The organism is Streptomyces sp. V3I8, from assembly GCF_030817535.1.
Lineage (GTDB): Bacteria > Actinomycetota > Actinomycetes > Streptomycetales > Streptomycetaceae > Streptomyces.
This window is the reverse complement of sequence record NZ_JAUSZL010000002.1, coordinates 4,214,901-4,236,678: the sequence shown is the minus strand read 5'-3', so window position 1 is coordinate 4,236,678 and position 21,778 is coordinate 4,214,901. Positions and strand designations below refer to the sequence as shown.

General features: G+C 72.7%; 20 protein-coding genes, 2 tRNA genes, 1 other RNA gene and 1 pseudogene. 20 read left to right on the top strand and 4 right to left on the bottom strand.

Annotated features, from left to right (window positions below; translation table 11 throughout):
* Positions 1 to 209 precede the first annotated feature (209 nt).
* The 14 genes from QFZ75_RS18785 to QFZ75_RS18720 all read left to right on the top strand — a co-directional run bounded on the left by QFZ75_RS18785 (position 210) and on the right by QFZ75_RS18720 (position 10,305).
* Positions 210 to 512 carry a hypothetical protein gene (locus QFZ75_RS18785; RefSeq protein ID WP_307538401.1) on the top strand — a complete coding sequence of 101 codons (303 nt, stop codon included), beginning with the start codon at positions 210 to 212 and terminating at the stop codon, positions 510 to 512.
* Positions 509 to 676 carry a hypothetical protein gene (locus QFZ75_RS18780; RefSeq protein ID WP_267028830.1) on the top strand — a complete coding sequence of 56 codons (168 nt, stop codon included), beginning with the start codon at positions 509 to 511 and terminating at the stop codon, positions 674 to 676. Before QFZ75_RS18785 ends, QFZ75_RS18780 begins: the two co-directional genes overlap by 4 nt.
* A complete protein-coding gene (locus tag QFZ75_RS18775) occupies positions 673 to 1,002 on the top strand; it encodes a hypothetical protein (RefSeq protein ID WP_307538398.1) in 330 nt (109 codons plus the stop codon). The genes QFZ75_RS18780 and QFZ75_RS18775 overlap by 4 nt, the downstream gene beginning before the upstream one ends.
* On the top strand, positions 999 to 1,877 hold the full coding sequence (locus QFZ75_RS18770) for a DUF2637 domain-containing protein (protein WP_307538396.1): 879 nt from the start codon (positions 999 to 1,001) through the stop codon (positions 1,875 to 1,877). Before QFZ75_RS18775 ends, QFZ75_RS18770 begins: the two co-directional genes overlap by 4 nt.
* Positions 1,878 to 1,894: 17 nt before the next feature.
* On the top strand, positions 1,895 to 2,278 hold the full coding sequence (locus tag QFZ75_RS18765; protein ID WP_307538394.1) for an RRQRL motif-containing zinc-binding protein: 384 nt from the start codon (positions 1,895 to 1,897) through the stop codon (positions 2,276 to 2,278).
* A gap of 30 nt (positions 2,279 to 2,308) precedes the next feature.
* A complete protein-coding gene (locus QFZ75_RS18760) occupies positions 2,309 to 2,812 on the top strand; it encodes a hypothetical protein (protein ID WP_307538392.1) in 504 nt (167 codons plus the stop codon).
* A gap of 17 nt (positions 2,813 to 2,829) precedes the next feature.
* On the top strand, positions 2,830 to 3,381 hold the full coding sequence (gene traA / locus QFZ75_RS18755; RefSeq protein ID WP_307538390.1) for a plasmid transfer protein TraA: 552 nt from the start codon (positions 2,830 to 2,832) through the stop codon (positions 3,379 to 3,381).
* A gap of 70 nt (positions 3,382 to 3,451) precedes the next feature.
* Positions 3,452 to 5,458: a plasmid transfer protein TraB gene (gene traB / locus QFZ75_RS18750; RefSeq protein WP_307544590.1), complete on the top strand. Its 2,007-nt coding sequence runs from the start codon at positions 3,452 to 3,454 to the stop codon at positions 5,456 to 5,458.
* A 181-nt stretch (positions 5,459 to 5,639) separates the two neighbouring features.
* Positions 5,640 to 5,951, top strand: coding sequence for a hypothetical protein (locus QFZ75_RS18745; protein WP_307538389.1), 312 nt, complete (start codon positions 5,640 to 5,642; stop codon positions 5,949 to 5,951).
* Between the two features lie 89 nt (positions 5,952 to 6,040).
* On the top strand, positions 6,041 to 6,958 hold the full coding sequence (locus QFZ75_RS18740; RefSeq protein ID WP_307538387.1) for a bifunctional DNA primase/polymerase: 918 nt from the start codon (positions 6,041 to 6,043) through the stop codon (positions 6,956 to 6,958).
* An 85-nt stretch (positions 6,959 to 7,043) separates the two neighbouring features.
* On the top strand, positions 7,044 to 7,307 hold the full coding sequence (locus QFZ75_RS18735) for a hypothetical protein (protein WP_307538385.1): 264 nt from the start codon (positions 7,044 to 7,046) through the stop codon (positions 7,305 to 7,307).
* Complete coding sequence (locus QFZ75_RS18730) at positions 7,304 to 8,539, top strand: DUF3631 domain-containing protein (protein WP_307538384.1); 1,236 nt, start codon at positions 7,304 to 7,306, stop codon at positions 8,537 to 8,539. The genes QFZ75_RS18735 and QFZ75_RS18730 overlap by 4 nt, the downstream gene beginning before the upstream one ends.
* Positions 8,540 to 8,727: 188 nt before the next feature.
* A complete protein-coding gene (locus tag QFZ75_RS18725; protein WP_307538382.1) occupies positions 8,728 to 8,946 on the top strand; it encodes an excisionase family DNA-binding protein in 219 nt (72 codons plus the stop codon).
* Positions 8,947 to 9,027: 81 nt separating this feature from the next.
* On the top strand, positions 9,028 to 10,305 hold the full coding sequence (locus QFZ75_RS18720) for a site-specific integrase (protein WP_307538381.1): 1,278 nt from the start codon (positions 9,028 to 9,030) through the stop codon (positions 10,303 to 10,305).
* A 62-nt stretch (positions 10,306 to 10,367) separates the two neighbouring features.
* Here the strand turns inward: QFZ75_RS18720 and QFZ75_RS18715 are convergent.
* A tRNA-Ser gene (locus QFZ75_RS18715) sits at positions 10,368 to 10,455 on the bottom strand.
* Positions 10,456 to 10,526: 71 nt separating this feature from the next.
* On the opposite strand from QFZ75_RS18715, the gene ffs reads away from it, so the two are divergent.
* From ffs to QFZ75_RS18685, 6 genes and pseudogenes are all read left to right on the top strand, one after another.
* An RNA gene (gene ffs / locus QFZ75_RS18710) (signal recognition particle sRNA small type) lies at positions 10,527 to 10,625 on the top strand.
* 105 nt (positions 10,626 to 10,730) lie between these two features.
* Positions 10,731 to 13,225 (top strand): annotated as a pseudogene (locus QFZ75_RS18705) (DNA polymerase III subunit gamma and tau).
* Between the two features lie 61 nt (positions 13,226 to 13,286).
* The gene (gene purD, locus QFZ75_RS18700; protein WP_307538379.1) at positions 13,287 to 14,546 is read left to right on the top strand and encodes a phosphoribosylamine--glycine ligase; all 1,260 of its coding nucleotides are present in this window, start codon (positions 13,287 to 13,289) and stop codon (positions 14,544 to 14,546) included.
* 334 nt (positions 14,547 to 14,880) lie between these two features.
* On the top strand, positions 14,881 to 16,875 hold the full coding sequence (locus QFZ75_RS18695) for a hypothetical protein (protein WP_373466050.1): 1,995 nt from the start codon (positions 14,881 to 14,883) through the stop codon (positions 16,873 to 16,875).
* 218 nt (positions 16,876 to 17,093) lie between these two features.
* On the top strand, positions 17,094 to 18,611 hold the full coding sequence (locus QFZ75_RS18690; RefSeq protein ID WP_307538375.1) for a N,N-dimethylformamidase beta subunit family domain-containing protein: 1,518 nt from the start codon (positions 17,094 to 17,096) through the stop codon (positions 18,609 to 18,611).
* A gap of 106 nt (positions 18,612 to 18,717) precedes the next feature.
* A complete protein-coding gene (locus QFZ75_RS18685) occupies positions 18,718 to 19,623 on the top strand; it encodes a phosphoribosylaminoimidazolesuccinocarboxamide synthase (protein ID WP_307538373.1) in 906 nt (301 codons plus the stop codon).
* Positions 19,624 to 19,677: 54 nt separating this feature from the next.
* Here QFZ75_RS18685 and QFZ75_RS18680 read toward each other — a convergent pair.
* The 3 genes from QFZ75_RS18680 to QFZ75_RS18670 all read right to left on the bottom strand — a co-directional run bounded on the left by QFZ75_RS18680 (position 19,678) and on the right by QFZ75_RS18670 (position 21,746).
* Positions 19,678 to 19,750, bottom strand: a tRNA-Gly gene (locus tag QFZ75_RS18680).
* Between the two features lie 23 nt (positions 19,751 to 19,773).
* On the bottom strand, positions 19,774 to 20,394 hold the full coding sequence (locus QFZ75_RS18675; protein WP_307538371.1) for a response regulator transcription factor: 621 nt from the start codon (positions 20,392 to 20,394) through the stop codon (positions 19,774 to 19,776).
* Positions 20,391 to 21,746: a sensor histidine kinase gene (locus QFZ75_RS18670; protein ID WP_307538369.1), complete on the bottom strand. Its 1,356-nt coding sequence runs from the start codon at positions 21,744 to 21,746 to the stop codon at positions 20,391 to 20,393. The genes QFZ75_RS18675 and QFZ75_RS18670 overlap by 4 nt, the downstream gene beginning before the upstream one ends.
* Positions 21,747 to 21,778: the final 32 nt, after the last annotated feature.

Here is a 21,778-nt window from a genome sequence, read left to right as displayed (position 1 = left end):
CCACAGCGAACTAGTGCGCATCACTCCCTGAGGGTTGTGCGCTACAGCAGACTAGTGCAAGCTAGTTAGCAGGAAGTGGCCCCGCAACTTGAGGCTGTCCCTTGTTTCGTGGCGCCTCGCGTCACGGCTGAGTCCAACGGCGAGAGGTCCCCGGGTGGCACCCCGGGGACCTCGGTCGGGCCGTTCCGTCTGATGAGGAGAGACGACCCATGAAGTGCATCGTTGCTGGTCGTGAAGCCGTTACCGCGACGGAGTTCGCGGAACTGGCGTTCGGTATCGACCTGGAGTTGTTCACCGACCCGGCCACGGAGTCCGAGAGTGATCGGAGGGTGCGGCTGGACGTGGCGCGCGAGGTGCTCGCGGAGCTGCGGGAGTCGGACCCGCCGGCCGCGGCGTACGCGGAGACGCTGCTGCGTACGAGCCCGCTGAGGGACGCGCGGGCCGCGGCCCGCCGGCCGCGGACGCGCCGCACGGCGCGCGGCCCCGTGGTGCGTACGGCGGTGGCGGCATGAGGGAGCGCGAGATCCTCGACAGCTTCCCCGCCGGTCACCCGCGCGGCTCCTGGCCGGCTGAGGAGCGGGCCGCGGCGCTGCGGGAGCAGGGCGAGAGCGCCACGGTCGTCATGGACCTGGACACGGACAGCTTCCTGATCGTCTCCGAGGGGGCTGCCGTATGAGCGGGATGTTGACGCTGGACGAGGTGGCCGTGCCCCTGCGGGTCCTGCGTCTGCTGACCGTGGACTTCGGGCACCTGCCCGCTCCGTCCGTGCACGTGACGACGATCTACCCGGAGCGGCTGGAGTTGTCGTTCCACGACGACCTCGCCGGCTTCGAGGAGTGGCGGGAGGCCCTGGGGGTCGCTGCCGATGCGGTGACCTACCGGCAGCGGAGCGACGGCCGGACGGGAGTGCTGAGCGCGAGCGTCGACCACGCGGGCGCCACGGTGCACCTGATCGCTTACGCGGACGTCGTCACCCCTGCGTTGGTCGGGGGTGCGGCATGAGCGCCACGGCCCGCGTCGACGCATCGTTGACGCCCGTCGAAACCACGTCGACGCCTGCCGCGGTGGACCACGCAATCACCGCGCTCGCGGCCGTTCTCACGGTGCTGCTGACTGCGGTGGCGTTCTGGCTCTCCTACGAACACTTGCAGGAAGTCGCCGCGCGTCACGGCATGCAAGAGGCGGTTGCCCGGTCGTGGGCGTGGCCGGCCACGGTGGACCTGTTCATCGTGATCGGTGAGCTGTTGATCCTTCGTGCCTCGCTCGCTCACCGGGTGGACTGGTGGGCAATCGGCCTGGTCACCGCAGGCGACGGCGCCTCCATCGCGTTGAACGTGGCGGGAGTCGGGCAGGATGCCGGGGCCCTGAACTATGTGGTGGCTGCGGTTCCTCCGGTGGCCGCGCTGCTGGCGTTCGGTGCGCTCATGCGGCAGGTGCACGCCTACCTTGCCCGCCGCGCGTCGACGGGCGTCAACCCGCCTCCGACGGGCGTCGACGCACCCTCGACGCCCGTCACCGTGCACGTCGACCGCGCGCCGGAAGCACCGGCCGCCCCGGTGCTTCCCGTGCCCGATCCGGTGCCCGCCGCGGTGGCAGTGGAGGCCGCGTCGACACCCGTCACCCCGGAGCCGGTCCCCGTCGACGCGGTGTCGACGCCCGTCGACCTGTGCTCGCCGGTGGTTTACCCGAACCGGGTGGATCAGTTGGTGCGGGCCCTGTACGGCACCGACTTCACGCAGCCGAGCACGGCCCGCATGACGCAGGCCATGGCCGCGGCGGGACTGGGGACGTCGGAGTCGACGGCCCGCACCGCGCGCGGACGGGTCAAGACCCGTGAGCCGCACCTCGCAGACCTCCCGACCGCGCTCACCGGCTGAACGGGAGGACGGCTCCCATGTCGTACTCCTACGCCAAGTGCTTCGACCCCAACGGCGCCCGCCACGGGATCCCCACCTTCCCGTGGCGCTGCGCCCCCGACGGCTACGCCACCCGCCGGCAGCTCCGTGCCCGTGGCCTGCGTCCGGGCGGGCAGCCGGTCGCGGGGCAGGTGCTGCGTCCGCGCTACCGGCGCGGCCCGCTGGTCGCCTACCTCTACCGCCTCGACTGCGCCAAGCCCGTCCGCCCGATGACGCCGGCGAAACGGGCCGCGCTGGCCAAGGCCAACACCGCCCGCCGCACCTGCCCCGCCTGCCGGCGAGACGCGGGATACGTCATCCCCACCTCACTCGGCATGTGCGTGCCCTGCGTCTACCCCGACGACGAACAGCGCGCCGCCTGAACATCCCTTCTTTCACCTGGGAGTTTCGCTGTGACCAGCCGTACCCGACCTCGCCGCGCCGTGAAGGTGCCCGCCGGGGCCACCACCGTCCGTATCCCGCGCCAACGCGGGCGCCGCAACGCTCAGCCGTTCGTCGTCGTCATGCCCGAACAGCCCTCCCTCACCCGGGAGGCCCTGTCGGTCGTGGGCGGCCTGCTGTGGCACTTCCGCAGCGCGCTGGCCCCCACCGGCTTCGCCGTTCTCGCTCTCGCGGTGACTGCGCTCCTGCACGTGATCGCGTGGTGGTCGGGGCTGATCCTCGCCCCCGCCGCCGCGGCTCCGCTGGTGTGGCTGCTGGTCATGCAGCGCCGCCGCCCCGCCACCGGTACCGCCCTCGCCTACCGCGTCGCCCTCGCCGCCCTGGCCGCGTCGTCGCTGGCCTGGTTGGCGTTGGCTTCCGGGTTCGGGCCGCTGGCCGGAGCGCTTGAGGTGTGGTGGCTGCTCACCTGGCTCACCGCACAGACGGCGTGGCTCATCGTCCGCCGCACCCACTGACCCCAGGAGATTCTTCGATGGCAGCACACGCACGTCCTCAGCGCGCCGCCGGCTCCGGCGCCAACGGCGCGAACAACGGCAAGGGCAACAAGTTCGCCAACGCCGGCGCCGCCGCGGGCGGGTTCGTCGGCGCGATGGGCAGTTCGTTCGTCCCGCCGATCAACGTCACCGTGAACAACAACAAGGGCATGGCCCGCACCGGCGGCAGCAACTCACAGTCCCTGCTCCCCGCACCGGAGTTCACCTCCCCGGCGATGGTGCGCAACTACTGCAACACCCTCCGCGCCGCCGCCGTGACGCTGTCGATCGAGGTGGCCATGGGCGCCGAAATCCTCAAAGGCGTACTGGCCACCGTCCCGGACCCGGACGGCCGCCCGTTCGGCTCCCGGCTCCGCGCGGCGAAGGTCGCCCGGAAGATGCAGAAGTCCGCCGACGATCTGCGCCACGCGGCGAAGAACGCGGCTGCCTGCTACGCGACGTTCCAGCAGGAGTTCGAGGAAGAGATCAACCGGGTGCGCCACCGTGCCCGCAAGCCGCAAGCGCCGGTCATGAACTGGGCCCAGCAGTAGAGAGGGAGGCCACCGTATGAGCAGGAACAACCGGCGCAGCCGGAGCGACTTCCCCGACAACGCAACCGTCATGTCCCCCTACACGCTGGCCGACAACGGCTCCGGCGGCAGCATCGGCGCCTACCTCCTCAACCGGGCCAAGCCGCATCTGCCGCCGTGGCTGGGGGTCGGTGCGGTGGGTCTGGCCGGAGCTCTCGGCAACTGGCGCTGGGACGAATCCGCCGCCGCCGGGGTCGGTCTGACCCTCGCATCGGTGGCGCTGTCCGGCGCCACCTGGTGGATCGGCCGCTCCACCAGCACTCAGCGTCGTCTGCACTCCGCGATCACCGTGGCGTCCGGGTCGGCATGGGTGACGGCCGCGTGCCTCGCGGGTCCGATGGCTGGTCCGCTGGACGACCTGTACCTGATGGGTGGCCCCGTCCTCGCCCTGTCGTGGAACGTGCGGATGCTCCTGCGCACCTCCGACGCGTCGGGGGAGAGCGGCGACAAGGGCCTGCTGGAGAAGGTCGGACTGGCGCGGGCGCAGATCGGTGCGGCGAAGGTGGAGCCGAACCGGGTCACCGCTCCGGTGGCGTTGGAGCCGGGCGAGCAGACGAACGAGGACGTCACGAAGAGCCTCGCCCGTCTGGCGTCCGCGCTGGATCTGCCGCGCAACGCCGTGCGCTACACACCCGACCCGAGTTCGGAGCGGCGCGGGGAGCTGGTCATCGTCCCTGAGGACATGCTCTCTGAGGTTGTGGAGTGGGAGGGTCCGTCGAACGTGGGCGGCTCGATCGCGCAGCCGCTGGTGATCGGCCGCTACGACGACGGCGCCCCGCTGGTCATCTGGCTTCCCGGCGACCCGGAAGCGGGCCGCAACGGCACCCACGTCCTGGTGGCCGGCGGGACCGGCTCCGGCAAGGGCGACGCCGCCCTCAACCTGCTCACCGAAGTGCTCTCCCGCCGGGACGTCATCGTGTGGTTCTCGGACCCGAAGATGTACCAGGACTTTGCCACCCTGCGCCCCGCACTCGACTGGGCCGCGGAAGGCGGAGCGTCCACCGAAATCATGGTGGCTGCGGTGGAAGCCGTCATTCCCGCTCGTACCCGCTGGCTTGGCGCGCACGGCTACCGCCAGTGGGTCCCCGAAGCCGCCGATGTCCAGAACAGCCGGGAGCACACCTGCCGTCCGGACGGCACGGTGTGCGGGTGCGAGGGGATGCCGTTCCTGGTCACCTGGTTCGAGGAAGCCGCCAACACCCTGCGCGCACTCGGGGACGACGCGTTCACCGGCATCGCCCAGGAAGCCCGCTCCGCCGGCGTCTCCCTGATCGTGTCGCTGCAACGTCCCTCGTATGACCAGATGTCGACCAGCACGCGCGCGTCCCTGCCGTCCGTGATCGCGCTCGGCTGCGACCCCCGCGACGAGGGATTCTCGCTGCCTGACGAGGTGCTGGCCGCTGGCGCGCACCCGGGGGCGTGGGGCAACCGGCGGCCCGGCTACTGCTACGCCGTCTCCCCGGGCATCCCCGAGGACCGCTACGCCTCCCCGGGGCGCACCCGCCGCTTCACCCACCGGGCGGTGCCGGTCATGGAAATGCTCGCCACCTGGGCACAGCGCAACGGCGCCCTCGCCGACCCCGTCACCGCCGGCGCTGCCGTCAGCGTCGCCGGTACCGCCTACACCGGCCGCCCCGACGAGAACGACTCTGCGGAGCCGGCGGGGCTGCGGGTGATCGAGGAGGACGACATGGACGGTGACGGCCCGCGGGTGGACCCGGAAGACGTCGACATCGACCCGGAAGCCGAACTCCCCGAGGCGGAAGCCGGCGACGATGCGCCGATCTTTGGGCAGGAGTCCGGGCGCAAGCCATCGCCGGAGGAGGCGCGGGAGCTGTTCGCCCGCGCGCTGGAAGAGTTCGAGGACAACGGACAGATGATCGTGGGACCGGTCGACTTCACCGAGTGGTGCGACCGCAACCAGCTCTCCCGTTCCTGGGTCTCCCTGCGCCTCAAAGAGGCAGCCACCGACGGCCGGTTGCAGCCGACGAACGCCACCGGCCGGTGGCGGATCGTCCCCGCCCTGGCCGCCGCGTAACACCCCCTGACACCCCTAACGGTGTTACGGCCCCTAACACCCAAACCCCTAGGCAGACACACCGTTACGCGCCCTCACACCGGCCCGTAACACCCCTCTGACACCCGCCTGACACCTCACCCGCACGCGCCCCCGCAGCCCCTGCGGGCACCGGCGCGCGCCTCACCCGAGGAAGGCTCGAATGACCTACCGCGACCCGCCGGGGATCATCGCCCCGCACGTCCCCGCAGACGTCTACCGCCGTGCCGAAGCCACCGGAGCGCCGGTCGTCATCGTCGTCCACACCACCGACCCGAACGGCGTCCCGTGGCGCCGGATCCTCATCCCGCTCGCCATCGCCGGCGCCGCCGCACTCGGGGGCTGGGGGCTGGTCGTCGCACTGTGCGCGCTGCTCGATACCGCCACCCACACCTTCACCGTCATCGCCGGCGCCGCCGGACCCATCGGTGTCGGAGGGATCACTCTCCGACTCACCCGCTCCAAGCACCTCTAGCTACGCCCGGGGCGACCGCCCCTCTCGCCAAAGATTCGCGGTCGCCCCGGCCCAACCAGCCCACAACAGACCTGTTGGAGGTCTCCAGCATGACCCATGTCCCCCGTACCGCGCTGCTATCCGCAGCTCTGAGCGCCGCCGAACGCGGCTGGTCTGTCTTCCCCCTGCGGCCCGGCAGCAAGCGGCCCGCCCTGCACAGTGAGCAGGCGTGCCCGTGTACCGGGCCCTGTGTGAGCGGACACCGCAAGTGGGAGCAGCGCGCCACGACCGACCCGGACCGCATCCGTGCCGCATGGTCGCAGGCGCCATTCAACGTCGGCATCGCGACCGGCCCCTCCGGGCTGGTCGTCATCGACCTGGACAAGCCCAAAAGCCAGGACAACGGCAACAGCAGTGCGGACGCGCCTGACGGCGCGGCGACCTTTAAGGCGCTCTGCGAGCGCACCGAGCAGCCCGTCCCCCGCACCCGCACGATCCGGACCGCGAGCGGCGCGCATCTGTACTTCACCGCCCCCGCCGCGGTACGCCTCCACAACACCGCCGGGACCCTCGCCCCACTGGTCGACACCCGAGCGTGGGGTGGCTACGTCGTCGCGGCCGGCAGCGTCGTCAACGGCAGGACGTACGAGATTGAGGGTCCCGCGCTCCTCAACCCTCTGCCCCCGGCACTGCTGGCCCTGCTCATCCCGCCGCACCCGTCCACGACGTCCCCGCCCACGCTCACGCCGGCCGTGGCGCGCACCGGGCGGGCCGCCGAAGCCGCCCTCATTTGGGGTCGCAGGAACGTGCGGCAGGCGCCGGAGGGCACCCGCAACGTCCGCCTTTTGGAGAGCGCACGTGCCCTGGGCCGCTTCGTCGCATGGGGCGACATCCCCCGCCACGTGGTGGAAGACGCTTTTCAAGGGGAGGGCGAGGCTGCCGGGCTCACCGCTGCCGAGTGCCGGGCCACGATCCGCAGCGCACTGGACTGGTCGATCCGTACCTGCCGCCCGAGGGCGGCAGCATGACCAGCCGCCCCGCCCCCCTCTTGAAAAGCATGGGTGCCCCCACCGGGACCGGCTTCGGACCGGCTTCGCCGAACCGGCCGCACCCGTGACCGGCCGTGGCGCGCCGAAGGTCGTCGCCGAAGGCGTCCGCACTGCTCTTGTCCTTGATCCGGAGGCGGTTGCTGTCTTCGGCGTCTGCCCGGGGTTGCAGGTGCGGTTCACCCGCAATCCCGTGGCCGACTGGCTCTGTGCCTGCGGGCACCACGAACGCGCCCGAGGCCGCGCAGCCGTCACCGAACTCACCACCCGCGCGACGATCGGCGTCTGCCCGCACGGCGCCATCGCACAGGAAGGGAGGGCCGCCGCATGACCGCACCCGACACCATCGACGGCGCCGTACTGCTGGACGAGGTGGAAGCCTTCCACCGCCGGTTCAACATCTTTCCCACCGCTGCCGCGTACGTCGCGGTCACGCTGTGGGACGGACACGCCCACCTCATCGACTGCTTCGAAACCACGCCCCGCATCGCGTTCCTGTCCCCGGAGCCGGGATCGGGCAAGTCACGGGCCCTGGAGATCGTGGAGACCCTCACCCCCCGCCCGGTCGCCACGGTGTCCGCATCCGCCAACGCCCTCTACCGGCTGGTCGACTCAGCCGAGGGACTCCCCACCGTCCTGTTCGACGAGGTGGACACCATCTTCGGACCCAAAGCCGGCGCGGATGAAGCCCTGCGCGGGTTCCTAAACGCCGGCTACCGACGCATCGGCGGCGCCCTGCGCTGCGTCGGAGACGGCTCCAACCAAACCGCACAGATCTTCAACTCCTACTGCGCCGTGGCCATGGCAGGCATCGGCTCTCTCCCGGACACCGTGCTGACCCGCTCGGTCATCGTCCGCATGCGCAAGCGCGCCCCCAACGAGAAAGTGGAGCCCTACCGGCAGCGCACCCACGAGAAGCAGGGCCACGCCCTGCGCGACCGCCTCGCTAAATGGGCCGACACCGTCCGCGACCAAGTCGCGCAAGCGTGGCCGGAGCTGCCCGAGGGAGTCTCCGACCGGCCTGCCGACGTCTGGGAACCCCTGCTCGCAGTCGCGGACGCAGCCGGCGGGGACTGGCCAGCACGGGCCCGTACCGCCTGCCTGGAACTGATCAGCGCCTCCCACGACAACGACGAAGCCTCCCTCGGGGTCCGGCTGCTGACCGACCTGCGCGACAAGGTGTTCTGCGGAGACGACCGCATGCCCACCGCCGCGATCATCGAATGCCTGCTCCGCATGGACGACGCCCCATGGGGCGACCTGGACGACAAGCCGATCAACTCCCGCACCCTCGCCCGGCTGCTCGGGCAGTACGTCACCCCGGCCAACAAACCGATCAAACCGCGCGGCATCCGCACCCCCTCCGGCTTCCCCAAGGGCTACTACGCGGAAGACCTCACGGACGCCTGGATCCGGTACTGCTCTCCGTCCCCCGGAGAATCCGCCACGTCCGCCACGTCCGCCACACCCCAGGTCAGCGGGGGTGCATCCGTGGCGGATACCGCCACAGCCATCCGCCACACGTCCGCGGAAACCGCCACACAGCCGACTCTCACCGGCTGACCCAACCGGCCGCTCCACAAGCCGCCACACCCACCGGTGTGGCGGCACCCATCCGCCACAAAACCGCTATCCGCCACACGATCAAGGCTCTGACCTGCGATGTGGCGGCGTGGCGGACGTGGCGGATACCCCAGAAGGGGGCCGACGGGCCCTCGCTCCTCCCCTCGCGACGAAGGAGCAACACCCGAATGGAAACGGTCCGTCCCGCCGACGCATTCGACCCCACCCTCGTGCTGCTGACCGTTGAAGAGGCGGCCCGCCGCCTTCGAGTCGGCCGCACCTTCTGCTACCAGCTCATCCGCTCCGGAGAGTTGGAGTCCATCCCCATCGGCAGGCTCCGACGAGTTCCCGCGGACGCGCCCGCCGAATACGTCGCCCGTCAACGCGCGGCCCAACGAGCCGCTTGACCGCACCCTGGGCAGCGGACTGTCCCGGACAGGACAGTCCGCCGCGCCCGGATCTCGGTACCCAAAAACAGGAGTCTGGCTGTGGCAGAAGAGAAGAAGCGCACCCGCCGCGCCAACGGCGAATCCGCCATCTACTACGGGAAAGACGAGCGCTGGCACGCCCGCGTACCGATGGGCTACAAGGACGACGGGACGCCCTACCGCCGGCACCTGACGCGCCCGACGCGCAAGGAACTGGTCGACGAAGTCCGCAAGTTGGAGAAGCAGCGTGACGAGGGTTCGGCGCAACAGCCCGGCAAGCCGTGGACGGTCGACAAGTGGCTGTGGCACTGGGTCGAGAACATCGCCAAACCAACTGTGAGCGAGAACACCTACGACGGCTACGAGGTGGCCGTGCGCGTGCACCTCGTGCCCGGTGTCGGCAAGCACCGCCTCGACCGCTTGGAGCCGGAGCACCTGGAAAGCCTGTACCGCCGGATGCAGAAGAGCGGGAGCAAGGCCGGTACGGCTCACCAGGCGCACCGCACCATCCGGACCGCCCTCGGGGAAGCGGCACGGCGCGGCCACGTGGCAAAGAACGCTGCCGCGCTGGCCAAGCCCCCGCGGATGGAAGAGGCGGAGGACGAGGTGGAGCCCTACTCGCTGGACGAGGTGCAGAGTCTGCTGATCGAGGTGAACAAGCGCCGGAACAGCGCCCGCTGGATGCTCGCGCTCGCGCTCGGTCTGCGACAGGGCGAGACGCTCGGACTGCGCTGGTCTGACGTCGACCTGGACAACGAGTACCTCAAACTGCGCCGCAACCGTCTGCGCCCCCGCTACGAGCACGGGTGTCCGGAAGCCTCGCCGTGCAGCCGGAAGGCGGGGTACTGCCCGAGCCGGAAGCAGGTCCGGCGCGAGACCAAGAACACCAAGTCTCGCGCCGGCCGCCGCGCGGTGCCCCTGCCGGGTCCGCTGGTTGCCATGCTCCGCGCGCATGCCGAGGTACAGGCGCGCGAGCGCAAGACCGCGGGCAACCTGTGGATCGAGTCGGACTACGTGTTCACCAGGGCGCTGGGCGGCCCGTTGAGCCCGAACACGGACTATCACGACTGGAAGCGGCTCCTGGCGGACGCGCAGGTGCGGGACGGCCGGCTGCACGACGCTCGGCACACTGCGGCTACCGTGCTCATGCTGCTCGGGGTCCCGGCCAGGGTTATCGATCAGATCATGGGGTGGGAGCCGGGCACCTCCGCACGGATGCGGGCGCGCTATCTGCACGTGCCGGACGCCATGCTGAAGGACGTCGCTCGGAAGATCGCGGATGCCATCTGGGGGCCCGCGGCACCCGTTGTGGACAAAAACCAGGACAACGGGAGCTGAGAACCGTCGAAGGGCCCCACCGCGAACGGTGGGGCCCTTCGACATCGTGCCCGGTGAGGCACTGGCGGAGGATACGAGATTCGAACTCGTGAGGGGTTGCCCCCAACACGCTTTCCAAGCGTGCGCCCTAGGCCACTAGGCGAATCCTCCGCGGCAAACAATACAAGACGTTGAGCCGTGCTCGCGAACTCGTTCCCCCCGCTCGGATCGGGTACTGTGTGCGCAGCCCCTCACGTGGCGCTATCTGACTGAACTCCCCCAGGGCCGGAAGGCAGCAAGGGTAGGTCGGCTCTGGCGGGTGCGTGGGGGGCGCTTGCGTTTCCGGGGGCCGGGCGAGGGCCGGGCGGAGTGCCGGTGGCGGGGTTCGGCGGGAGACGTTCCGCGGGCGGTCCTCGATGTCAGTGGGCGCCTATAACCTCGTACGCGTGTCGTCTCTCGCGCTGTACCGCCGTTATCGCCCGGAGTCGTTCGCCGAGGTCATCGGGCAGGAGCATGTCACCGACCCGTTGCAGCAGGCGCTGCGGAACAACCGGGTCAATCACGCGTACCTGTTCAGCGGGCCGCGCGGCTGCGGGAAGACGACCAGCGCGCGGATCCTCGCCCGCTGCCTGAACTGCGAGCAGGGCCCCACGCCCACCCCGTGCGGCGCGTGCCAGTCCTGCCAGGACCTCGCGAGGAACGGGCCGGGGTCCATCGACGTCATCGAGATCGACGCCGCCTCCCACGGTGGTGTGGACGACGCCCGTGACCTGCGGGAGAAAGCGTTCTTCGGGCCCGCGAGCAGCCGCTACAAGATCTACATCATCGACGAGGCCCACATGGTCACGTCGGCCGGCTTCAACGCGCTGCTGAAGGTCGTCGAGGAGCCGCCGGAGCACCTCAAGTTCATCTTCGCCACCACCGAGCCCGAGAAGGTCATCGGGACCATCCGGTCGCGGACGCATCATTATCCGTTCCGGCTGGTTCCGCCCGGGACCCTGCGGGAGTACCTCGGCGAGGTCTGCGGGCGCGAGGGCATGCCCATCGAGGACGGGGTGCTCCCGCTCGTCGTGCGGGCCGGCGCCGGGTCCGTGCGTGACTCGATGTCCGTCATGGACCAGCTCCTCGCGGGGGCCCGGGACAACGGTGTGACGTACGCCATGGCCACCTCCCTCCTCGGTTATACGGACGGCTCGCTGCTCGACTCCGTGGTCGAGGCCTTCGCCGCGGGCGACGGCGCCGCCGCCTTCGAGGTCGTCGACCGGGTCATCGAGGGCGGCAACGACCCCCGCCGCTTCGTCGCCGACCTGCTGGAGCGGCTGCGGGACCTCGTGATCCTGGCCGCCGTGCCCGACGCCGGTGAGAAGGGGCTCATCGACGCCCCCGTCGACGTGGTGGAGCGCATGACGGCCCAGGCGAGTGTGTTCGGCGCCGCCGAACTGAGCCGCGCCGCCGACCTCGTCAACGATGGGCTGACGGAGATGCGGGGGGCCACCTCGCCCCGCCTCCAGCTCGAGTTGATCTGCGCGCGCGTGCTGCTGCCGGCCGCGTACGGGGACGAGCGGTCCGTCATGGCCCGGCTCGACCGGATCGAGCGCGGCGTGAACTTCACCGCGGCCGGCGCTTCCGGGGTGCCCCTGGGGTACGTGCCCGGGCCCGACGCCCACGCGGGAGCGGGCGCGGCGGCTGCGGGGGCGCAGGGCGGTGGGCCCGTCGGCGGTCCGGCCCCCTCCGTTCCGGCCGGTGGCGGGGTCGCCGCGGCCCGTGCCGCCGTGCGGGGTGCCGGACCGGGCGCGGGAGGGGGGCAAGGTGCCCCCGGTGGACCCGTCGGCCCCGGTGGCGACACGGGGTACGGGACGGTCCAGGCCCACAATCAAGCTCAAAACCCGGCCCAGCCCCTCGCCGCCCAGGCCGCCGCCGTGCCCGCCGCTGCCGCCCCCGCCCCCCAGGCCCCCGCCGTGGCCGCGTACACATCTCCTCCCGATCCTCCGGCCCCGGCTCCCCCCACCCCTCCGGCCGGCAGCGCGCCCGGAGCCTGGCCCGCCGCGACGGCCGCGGGCAGCGGGCGGCGTCCCGGCGGCTGGCCCACCGCCACGCCCGCCGGTGGCGGGCAGCCCCCGTCCGGCGTGCCCGCCACCCCCGCCCCGGGCGGTCCGGCCGGTTCCGGCGCGGCTCAGCCGTCCCCGTCGGTCCCGCCGTCCCCGTCGTACGCCCAGGTCCTTCCCCCCGCCCCCCAGAGCGCCGCGGCCCCCGCCCTCTCCGCTCCGCCGGGCGGTGGCCCCGACCCCAGGACGCTCTGGCCGAACATCCTGGAGGCGGTGAAGAACCGGCGCCGCTTCACCTGGATCCTGCTCAGCCAGAACGCCCAGGTCACCGGCTTCGACGGCACGACCCTGCAGATCGGCTTCGTCAACGCGCCGGCGCGCGGGACAACTTCGCCGGCAGCGGCAGCGAGGAAGTGCTGCGGCAGGCGCTGTCCGAGCTGTTCAACGTGCAGTGGAAGATCGAGGCGGTCATCGACCCGTCCGGAGGCTCGGCCCCACCGCCGCCCGCGCCGGGTGGCGGTCACGGCGGTTACGGCCACGGCGGTTACGGCGGCGGTGGCGCAGGCGCAGGCGGCGGCGGAGGGTACGCGTCGAGTGGTGCGGCGGCACAGCAGGGCGCGCCCCGCCCCGCCACGCAGCAGTCGGCCCCGGCCCCCGGACCGGCCGCCGGCCCCGCGTCCCAGGCCCAGCCGCCGGCCCAGGGCGGCGGCGCGCCGTCCGCGTCGGCCCACCGGCCCCCGCCCCGCCCCGCCGCCGCGGAGCCGCCCCCCATCTCCCCGGAGGACGACACCCCGGAGGACGACGATCCCGACCTCGACGAGTCGGCCCTGTCGGGCCACGAACTGATCGTGCGGGAACTGGGCGCGACGGTGGTCGAGGAGTTCACGAACGAGTAGCCGGCGGAGCCGCCCCCGCACCGGGGAACCGCCGGGCGGGCGCCCCGCTAGGCTGACCCCCGTGAAGGTCCTAGTAATCGGCGGCGGCGCCCGCGAACATGCCCTGTGCCGCTCCCTCTCCCTCGATCCCGACGTCACCGCGCTGCACTGTGCCCCAGGCAACGCGGGCATCGCCGAGGTGGCCCGGCTGCACCAGGTCGACGCCCTCGACGGCGGGGCCGTGGCCGCGCTGGCCAAGGGCCTCGAAGCCGAGCTGGTGATCGTCGGCCCGGAGGCACCCCTGGTGGCCGGGGTCGCCGACGCCGTGCGCGAGGCGGGCATCCCGGTGTTCGGTCCCTCGCGGGAGGCGGCCCGGCTGGAGGGCTCGAAGGCCTTCGCCAAGGACGTCATGGCCGGCGCGGGCGTGCCCACCGCCCGCTCGTACGTCTGCACCACCCCCGCCGAGGTCGACGAGGCGCTCGACGCCTTCGGCGCCCCGTACGTGGTGAAGGACGACGGCCTCGCCGCCGGCAAGGGCGTCGTCGTGACCGACGACCTCGCCGCCGCGGCGGCCCACGCCAACGCCTGCGACCGCGTGGTCATCGAGGAGTTCCTCGACGGCCCCGAGGTCTCCCTCTTCGCGATCACCGACGGCGTGACGGTCGTCCCGCTGCAGCCGGCCCAGGACTTCAAGCGCGCCCTCGACGGCGACCAGGGCCCCAACACCGGCGGCATGGGCGCGTACTCGCCCCTCCCGTGGGCCGATCCGAAGCTGGTCGAGGAGGTCGTGCAGACCGTCCTGCAGCCGACCGTCGACGAGCTGCGCCGCCGCGGCACCCCGTTCTCCGGGCTGCTCTACGCCGGTCTCGCGATCACCTCGCGCGGAGTCCGGGTCATCGAGTTCAACGCCCGGTTCGGCGACCCCGAGACCCAGGTCGTCCTCGCCCGGCTGAAGACCCCGCTCGCCGGTGTCCTCCTCGCGGCGGCGAACGGCACCCTCGCCGACCTCGAACCGCTGCGCTGGAGCGACGACGCGGCCGTGACCGTGGTCATCGCCTCGCACAACTACCCCGGCACCCCCCGCACCGGCGACCCCGTCGAAGGGCTCGACGAGGTGGCGGCCCAGGACGCCCCGCACACGTACGTCCTGCACGCCGGTACGAAGCGGGACGGCGACGCGGTCCTCAGCGCGGGCGGCCGGGTGCTCTCCGTCACCGCGAGCGGCACGGACCTCACCGAGGCCCGCGCCCGCGCCTACGCGGCGGTCGGCCGGATCCGCCTCGACGGCTCCCAGCACCGTACGGACATCGCGGCGAAGGTGGCGGAGGCCGCCGCCGAGTAACCGGAGTAACCCTGGGTTACGGGCTGTCACCTGCGCCGCCACCCTACGCACGGCACCTTCGGGCCCCGGATCCGGCACAGGATCCGGGGCCCGTTCGTCAGCTACCTCTAGCCAAAGCCATTCCATCGAGTGACCGTTCCGCCATCCGGCTGACGACGGCCGGGGCCCCAACTATGGTGCGGCGCAAGCGTTCCGGCACTTGGCCCACCGGCATTGCGATGTCTGTCGTGGGTGCCACAGTGGGGGAGTGAGCAACGCCATGGACGTCCGCCGGCGGTGGCTGGGTAGGCACACGCCGGACGGGCAGTAGGGGGTGACACCGGTCGTGTCCGGTATGGGAGTGGAGTCGGGTGCGCAGGCCGCGCGCTCACGGGCTCTCGCCGTGCTGCGCATCCGCAGCAGGGCGTCGGCCGTCGCCCTGCTGCCCGCGGCCGTCGCCGTCGTCCTGCTCGCCGGCGGGTCGACCGGGCACATCGACGGCCCCGGCTGGGGTGTGGCGCGCGCGGCCGTGACGGGGTTCGCCGCCTTCGTGCTGCTCTGCGCGGCGGGTGTCGCGCTGCTCGTCGCCCGTTCGCGGCCCGCGGTGAGCCCCACGGTCGCGGTCGCCGAGGAGTCGGCGCCGGACCTGTACCGCATGGTGCGGGACCTGGCCGACCGCCTCGAGGTGCCCGCCCCCTCCGCGATAGCGCTCACCCCCGACTGCGACAGCTGGCTGGAGGACCGCACCCACCCCTCCCACGGACCGTCCCGCACGCGCTCCGGGGACGAGACGGAGGGCGGCCGGGGCCTGCCGTCGGCCCACCGGCGCACGCCCGACGCGCCCGTCCTGGTCATCGGTTCACCCTTCATGTGGTGGATGCGGGTCGGCGAACTGCGCGCCGTCCTCGCACCGGTCGTCGCCGGTACGGGACCGTCGGCGCACCCCGACATAGCCGCGGCCCGGCGCTTCGTACGCGGTCTGGACGCGGCCGTGGCCGTGACGTCGGCGTCCGGACGCAACCCCCTGGCCCGGCTGGTGCTCGGCGGGGCCGGCTGGATCACCAGGATCCTGCTGCGCGGCTGCCGCGGGCACGCGGCCGAGATGGAGCGGGGGGTGGCCGCGGCGGCGGCGGAGCGCGCCCAGGCGGTGGACTACGGCCTGCGGATCGTCGCCCAGGAGCAGGTGGGCCTGGCGTACGCGGGCTGGGACCGGCTGCTGACCAGGGTCGCGCTGCCCGCCTGGCGCATGGGGCGGTGGCCGTCCCGGCTGGACGCCGGTGTCGTCGCGGCGCTCACCGAGCTCTCCCGGCGCGACCGGCTCGCCGAGGGCTTCGCCTCCCGGCTCGGCGAACGTCCCGCCTGCGACCTGCTGGAGGAGCCGGGCGCGATCGACGAGGCGACGTCCCTGCTAGCCGCCCGCCTCTTCCACGGCGGACCCGCCGGGGCCGGCCCCGACTGGGCGCCGGTCGACTGGGCCGAGTACCCGGACGAGGTGGTCGACCGCAAGTGGCGTACGGACGCGGCGCGGCTGCACCGGGTGCTGGACACGCTGGGCGTGTCCCGCACGGCGCAGCCGGGCGCCCCGGACCCGGCGGGCCCGACCCTGTCCCGGGTCCTGGACCACCTGACCACGAAGCCGCCACCACCGCCGGACCCGCGGACCGGTGGTGACGCGCGGACCGGTGACGCACAGCCCGATGAACTGCGGCCCGGTGACGCGCGGACCGATGACCTGCGGACCGATGACCTGTGGATCGGTGAACTGCGGACCGGTGACCCGCGGACCGGTGACCCGTCCCACGCCGCGGTCGCCCCCGCCCCCGCTCCCGCTCCGGACAGCCACAGAGCCGGCCCCGACCCAGACCCCAGCCCCGACCCCAGCCCCGACCCCGACCCCGGTTCCGGTTACAGCGACGAGGACGGCGGTCCGGCCACCGAGCGGAGCGCGGCGCTGGCGGCCGGCCTGAGCGCCGCGCTGGCGCGCGAGGAGGCCGCCGTGGCCGCCGAGCCCGCGGCGCCGTCCGCGGGCGCCGCCGGGCAGGGCGGACCCGACCTGGGGCTCTGGGACGACGGCGCGCTGCCGCTCTTCCCCCTGCAACCGCCGCGCACGGGCCGCGACCTGCTGGGCGACCACGTGACGGCGATGGTCTGCTGCGCGGCCATGGACACGGCCGGGGCGACACCGGGCCTCGACTGGCTGGACGGCCCGTCCCTCCTCGTCGGCGGCGAGCGCTCGGCCGACCTGGGCCCCCGGGTCCTCAGCCTCATCGAGGAGGGCGATCCGGCCCCCCTGCGGGCCTGGCTCCTGAACGTGGGCGTCCGCCCCGAGAAACCGGTCCGCCTGGTCTGACCCCCCTGCCCCCCCCCGGCTCCCCGGCCCCCCGGCTCCCCGGCCCCCCGGGCCACCGGCAGAGGCGCCCCAGCCCCCATCTCCCCACGCACCGAAGGAAATTCGCGACGAACGGTGACGGTGTGCATGCGTAATGTGATGTGCTGAGGCCGGCATTCGCACAGTACGGACGTGCGAGGCCCGCCGGGGCAGACGGTGTACGAGGGAGGGAACGCCGCATGGGGACCGAGCAGATCCGCCGCTGGGAGTCGGGAGCGCTGGCACACGCCGTCACGGACCCCTTCGGCCAGGGCCCCGTCCCCTGGCTGCGCGGCAGCGAGAACTACTTCGACGACACGGGCCACGTCGTCCCCTGGTACGTGGACCACACCCCGCACCCCGGCGCGGCGGACGGCGACCGGTACCGCAGCACCGGCCCGCGCGTCCCCACGCCCCGCACGGCCGCCGGAGGCCCCCGCACGGCCGACGACGTCCACCGCCAGATCAAGGGCTTCACCTCCGCCGGCGCGGTCGCCCCCGGCGAGGCCCTCGACTTCCACATCACGGTGGACCCGCCCCAGCAGTTCGGCGTCGACATCTACCGCATCGGGCACTACGGGGGCGACGGAGCCAGCAAGATCACCACCAGTCCGCGGCTCTCCGGGATCGTCCAGCCGCCCCCGCTCACCGCGGAGCGCACGGTCTCCTGCCACCACTGGTGGCTCTCCTGGCGGCTGCAGGTCCCGTCGTACTGGAGCGTCGGCGCGTACGTGGCCGTCCTCACCACCGACGACGGGCACCGCTCCCACATCCCGTTCACGGTCCGCGACGACAGCCCCGCCGACCTGCTGCTGGTCCTGCCGGACATCACCTGGCAGGCGTACAACCTCTACCCGGAGGACGGCCGCACGGGCGCGAGCCTCTACCACGCGTGGGACGAGGAGGGCAGGCTGCTCGGCGAGGCCGACGCCGCGACGACGGTCTCCTTCGACCGCCCGTACGCGGGCGCGGGCCTGCCGCTGCACGTGGGCCACGCCTACGACTTCATCCGCTGGGCCGAGCGCTACGGCTACGACCTCGCGTACGCCGACGCCCGCGACCTGCACGCCGGCCGCGTCGACCCCACGCGCTACCGGGGCCTGGTCTTTCCGGGCCACGACGAGTACTGGTCCATCGCCATGCGCCGCACCGTGGACGTCGCCCGCGAGCAGGGCACCTCCCTCGTCTTCCTCTCCGCCAACACCATGTACTGGCAGGTCGAGCTGGCGCCCTCCGCGTCCGGCGTCCCCGACCGGCTGCTCACCTGCCGCAAGCGCCGCGGACCCGGGAAGTCCGCACTGTGGCGCGAGATCGACCGCCCGGAGCAGGAACTCCTCGGCATCCAGTACGCGGGCCGGGTCCCGGAGGCCCACCCGCTCGTCGTCCGCAACGCCGACCACTGGATGTGGGAGGCGACCGGCGCCCACGAGGGCGACGAACTGGAGGGCATGGTGGCGGGCGAGGCCGACCGCTACTTCCCCCGTACCGTGCTTCCCGAGCACCAGGGACGCATCCTGCTCTCCCACTCCCCGTACCGGGACACGGAGGGCGCCGTCCGCCACCAGGAGACGTCCCTGTACCGCGCGCACTCCGGAGCCCTCGTCTTCGCCTCCGGCACCTTCGCCTGGTCCCCGGCCCTGGACCGTCCGGGCCACGTCGACACCCGGGTCCAGCGGGCCACCGCCAACCTCCTGGACCGCATCTGCAAACGCGACTGAGGCCACCCGGCGGGCCCTCGTACGGACTTCACACCCACCCCTGGCCGGGTACGGGCCTCCCGTACGGGAGAATCGAGGCATTCAGCCAGAACCACGGGGAGGAACCGTGTCCGGATTCGTCGAAAAGCCCGAGGCCCCAGAGGTCCCGGGTCTGGTGCACCTGCACACCGGCAAGGTGCGCGACCTGTACCAGAACGAGGCGGGCGACCTCGTGATGGTCGCCAGCGACCGCATCTCCGCGTACGACTGGGTGCTGCCCACGGAGATCCCCGACAAGGGCCGCGTCCTGACGCAGCTCTCGCTCTGGTGGTTCGACAAGATCGCCGATCTGCTGCCGAACCACGTCCTGGGCACCGAACCGCCGCCCGGCGCGCCCGCCGAGTGGCAGGGCCGCACCCTGATCTGCAAGTCCCTGCGGATGGTCCCGGTCGAGTGCGTCGCCCGCGGCTATCTCACCGGCTCGGGTCTCGCCGAGTACGAGGAGACCCGTACCGTCTGCGGTCTCGCCCTGCCCGAGGGGCTGAGCGACGGCTCGGAGCTGCCCGGCCCGATCTTCACCCCGGCCACCAAGGCCGCCGTCGGCGAGCACGACGAGAACGTCGCGTACGAGGAGGTCGCCCGCCAGGTCGGCGCGGAGACCGCGGCCAGGCTGCGGCAGGCGACACTCGCCGTCTACAGCCGCGGCCGTGACATCGCGCGCGACCGGGGGATCATCCTCGCGGACACGAAGTTCGAGTTCGGCCTGGACGGCGACGGTGAGACGCTCGTCATCGCCGACGAGGTGCTGACCCCGGACTCGTCCCGCTTCTGGCCCGCCGACACCTGGGAGCCGGGCCACGCGCAGCCCTCGTTCGACAAGCAGTACGTCCGCGACTGGCTGACCTCCGCCGAGTCCGGATGGGACCGCCGCGGCGAGCAGCCGCCGCCCGCCCTGCCCCAGGAGGTCGTGGACGCGACCCGCGCCAAGTACGTGGAGGCGTACGAGCGCCTGACGGGTACGACCTGGACCTGAGCGCGGACGGTCACCAAAGAACCCCCGGTCGGTGACCGGGGGTTCTTGGCTCTGAGCGGACGACCAGGTTCGAACTGGCGACCTCAACCTTGGCAAGGTTGCGCTCTACCAACTGAGCTACGTCCGCGCTGCGCCGTGGCGCGAGAGCAACTATACCCAACCTCGCTCCCGTGCGAGACGCACCGCCGAGTGACGGTTCTCGACCCCGAGTTTGGACACGGCCGACGACAGGTAGTTGCGCACGGTCCCCTGGGAGAGCGCGGCCCGTTCCGCGATCTCCGCGACGGGCGCGCCGTCGGCGGCCAGTTCCAGCACCTCGGCCTCGCGCGCGGTGAGCGGCGAGTCCCCGGCCGAGATCGCGTCGGCGGCCAACTCCGGGTCGACGTAGCGGTTTCCCGCGTGCACGGTACGGATGATCTCCGCGAGCCGTCGCGCGCTCACCGTCTTCGGGACGAACCCCCGCACTCCCGCCGTCAGCGCCCGCTTGAGGTGCCCGGGGCGGCCGTGGCTCGTCACGATCAGCACCCGGCAGGCGGGCAGTTCGGTCCGCAGCGATGTGGCCACCCTCACACCGTCGGCGCCGGGCATCTGCAGGTCCAGCACGGCCACGTCGGGTTCGTGCGCGCGGGCCATCGCCAGTGCCTCGGGCCCGTCGGCCGCCTCCGCCACCACGAGCAGGTCCTCCTCGAGACCCAGCAGCGCGGCGAGCGCCCCCCGGATGAGGTGCTCGTCGTCGGCGAGCAGCAGCCGGATGGGCCGTACGGACGTCATGAGGTGACCTCTTCGCTCTCTTCACTCACGGAACGCGGAACGGAGGATGCCGCCGAGGACGCGGCCGAGGACGCCGCCGAGGACGCGGCCGAGGACGACGTGCGCGCGGAGGCGGGAGGCAGCGGCACCTCGGCCACGACCCGGAACAGGTCGCCGTCGACGGGACCCGCCTCCAGCGTCCCGGCCACCGCGGCCAGCCGCTCCCGCAGCCCGGCCAGACCGGACCCGCCGCCGGGCCCGGCGGCGCCCCGGGGCGGGGAGGCACCGGACGGGTCCTGCGCGGGCCGCTCCACCCCGTCGTTCTCGACCGTGAGGACCACGCGGTCGCCGGCCGGCTCCAGGGACACCCGGCACCGCCGGGCGTCCCCGTGCCGCAGCACGTTCGTGGTGGCCTCCCGTACGACCCAGCCGAGCGCCGACTGGACCGCCGGGGGCAGCCCCGCCGCGGAGCCGGTCACCGCGCAGTCGACGCCGGCCGCGGTCAGCACGCCCTGCGCGCCCGCGAGTTCGGCTCCCAGGTCGGCCTCGCGGTAGCCGCGTACGACCTCGCGGACCTCACGCTGCGACTCGTGGGCGATCCGCTGCACCTCGATCATCTGGTCCACGGCCTCGGGGCGTTCGCGGCGCGCGAGCTGCACGGCCAGCTCGCTCTTCAGCGCGATCACCGCGAGGTTGCGGCCCATCACGTCGTGCAGGTCGCGTCCGAAACGCAGCCGCTCCTCGGCGACGGCGAGCCTGGTACGGGTCTCGCGGGCCGCGTCGAGCTCGAACACGGCGTCGAGCAGCCAGACGGAGAAGACGGAGGTGAAGGCGAGGAAACCGCCGCCCAGCAGGACGGCCGTCGCCGTGCCCAGCGCGGCGGGTCCGGCGAGACCCAGCGCCAGCGCCAGCAGGCCGGAACCCCCGGCGAACCCGGCCACGACCACCGGCACCCGCCGCCGGTCGCGCATGCCGAGCACGATGGTGCCCGCCCCGAAGGACAGCATGCCCACATGGAGCGTGACCGACGCCGAGAGGACGTCGTCGCCCCCGGGCCCGTACTCCGCGAGGGCGAGCACGGCGGCCCCGAGCAGCCAGGAGACCGCGCCGAGCACGACGAGCAGGCGCATCGGCTGCTCCCGGCTGCCGCGCGTCCAGTCGAGCGCCCGGGACGCGGTCACCGAGCACAGCACGGCGTGCCCGCACAGCAGCAGGAACAGCAGGAGCCCCGGGCGGACGCCCACGGGCTGGAACACCGGCAGCCCGATCGCGGTGACCTCCACCACCCCGAAGAAGTGGAAGGACCACCGGGTGTACGTCTCGACCTTCGCCGGCGTGCTCTTGCGGCGCCACCAGACGCCCGGCCTGCGCATTCCCGGACTCCTCATGCCGGCCCCAGTCCTGT